The sequence below is a fragment of the Komagataeibacter melaceti genome, assembly GCF_003403295.1.
GTDB lineage: Bacteria > Pseudomonadota > Alphaproteobacteria > Acetobacterales > Acetobacteraceae > Komagataeibacter > Komagataeibacter melaceti.
The window spans coordinates 1-1,543 of record NZ_QUWV01000086.1 but is presented as its reverse complement, the minus strand read 5'-3'; the positions used below and the strand labels follow the sequence as shown (position 1 = coordinate 1,543).

Annotated in this window: 1 protein-coding gene; it reads left to right on the top strand. The window is 59.9% G+C overall.

The annotated features are described in order from the left end of the window. Window positions 1–58 precede the first annotated feature (58 nt). Window positions 59–1,402, top strand: coding sequence for an IS1182 family transposase (locus DY926_RS10590; protein WP_116703342.1), 1,344 nt, complete (start codon window positions 59–61; stop codon window positions 1,400–1,402). Window positions 1,403–1,543: the final 141 nt, after the last annotated feature.

The window sequence follows — 1,543 nt, the reverse complement described above, 5'->3', positions numbered from 1 at the left end:
CCTAGCAGCCTGTCGGGTTGGGGTACCCTGTGAAGGGGGGCGGTTGTAAGGTTATGAGATGAGCAGCTTTATCCCGTTTGACCGGTCTCAGCCGTATCTTCTGCCGCCTGATTTGAAGTCGTGGCTTCCGGCTGACGATATGGCGCATTTCATTGTTGCCGCTGTTGAGCGGGTTCCGATGACCGCGTTCTGCGTGCCGGTGCGCACGGGTGGCAAGGCGCAGTATCATCCGCGGCTGATGCTGGCTCTTCTGATTTTCAGTTACGCGAACGGGATTTTTTCCTCACGGCGGATCGAGCGGGCGACATATCGTGACATCGGGGTGCGCTTCGTGGCGGCGAACCTGCATCCGGATCACGACACGATTGCCGCCTTTCGCCGAACGAACCGGACGGCCATTGAAGCTGCATTTGCGCAGGTCCTGCTTCTGGCGCGCGAGACGGGCCTGCTGCGTCTGGGTGTGGTGTCGATCGACGGCACGAAGATTGATGCCGACGCCTCGAAATACCGCTCCCTGCGCTACGACCGGATCAGGGCCCTGCGTGAACAGTTGGGGGTGGATATCGCGAAACTGATGGAACAGGCGGAGCACGCGGACGCCACAGACAGTGATCCGCAGGCATTGCCGGAAGAACTTGCCCGCCGGGAAACGCTGAAAGCGAAGCTGGATGAAGCCTGCGCCCGGCTGGAAGCTGACGCGAAGGCTCAGGCCGAGGCGGCGCGACCGGCATACGAGAAAAAGAAAGCCGTCTATGACGCACAAACAGGGCGTCGCGGCCGGGCGCCGAAACCGCCCGATGATGAACCACCACCCGAGAGACAGATCAGCCTGACTGATCCGGACAGCCGCCTCATGCGGCGTTCGGACGCCCATGAGTTCCGGCAGGCTTACAATGCTCAGGCTGTGGTCTGCGCTGAAGGCAGCCAGCTGATCGTGACAACCGGCGTTGTCGCCACGTCAGCGGACGCGCCGTCCTTTACCAGCACGGTGCTGTCGATGGAAAACACGATCGGTCTCCCAAAGACAGTGCTCGCCGACACCGGTTACGCCAACGGGCAGGCAGTCCGGGACCTGCGGAAAAAAGGCATCGATCCGCTGGTCGCCATCGGACGGCCTCGCGCCCGCAGGCCATATGATTTCCGGCCACCTCCTGAAAACAAGGAGCCACGCCGGATAACCGAACCCTGGCGGCTAGCCATGAAGGACAGGCTGGAAACCACAGAAGCCGGAGATGTTTACAGACTACGAAAACAGACCGTTGAACCGGTCTTTGGAATTATCAAAAGCATCATGGGGTTCAGAAGATTCAGTCTGCGCAGCCTTGCAAAAGTTACGACCGAATGGACACTCGTCGCTCTCGCATACAACTGCAAAAGAATGACTCGGCTTCACGCAGCATAAGCCGGGTCTGCCTCGGCGTTATCAGCCGCAAAATGCCCAACCCGACAGGCTGCTAGCAGCCTGTCGGGTTGGGGTACCCTTTGAAGTGGCGAGGGCATAGTATGCTGGGATGAGCCGTTTCATCCCGTTTGACCGATCCCA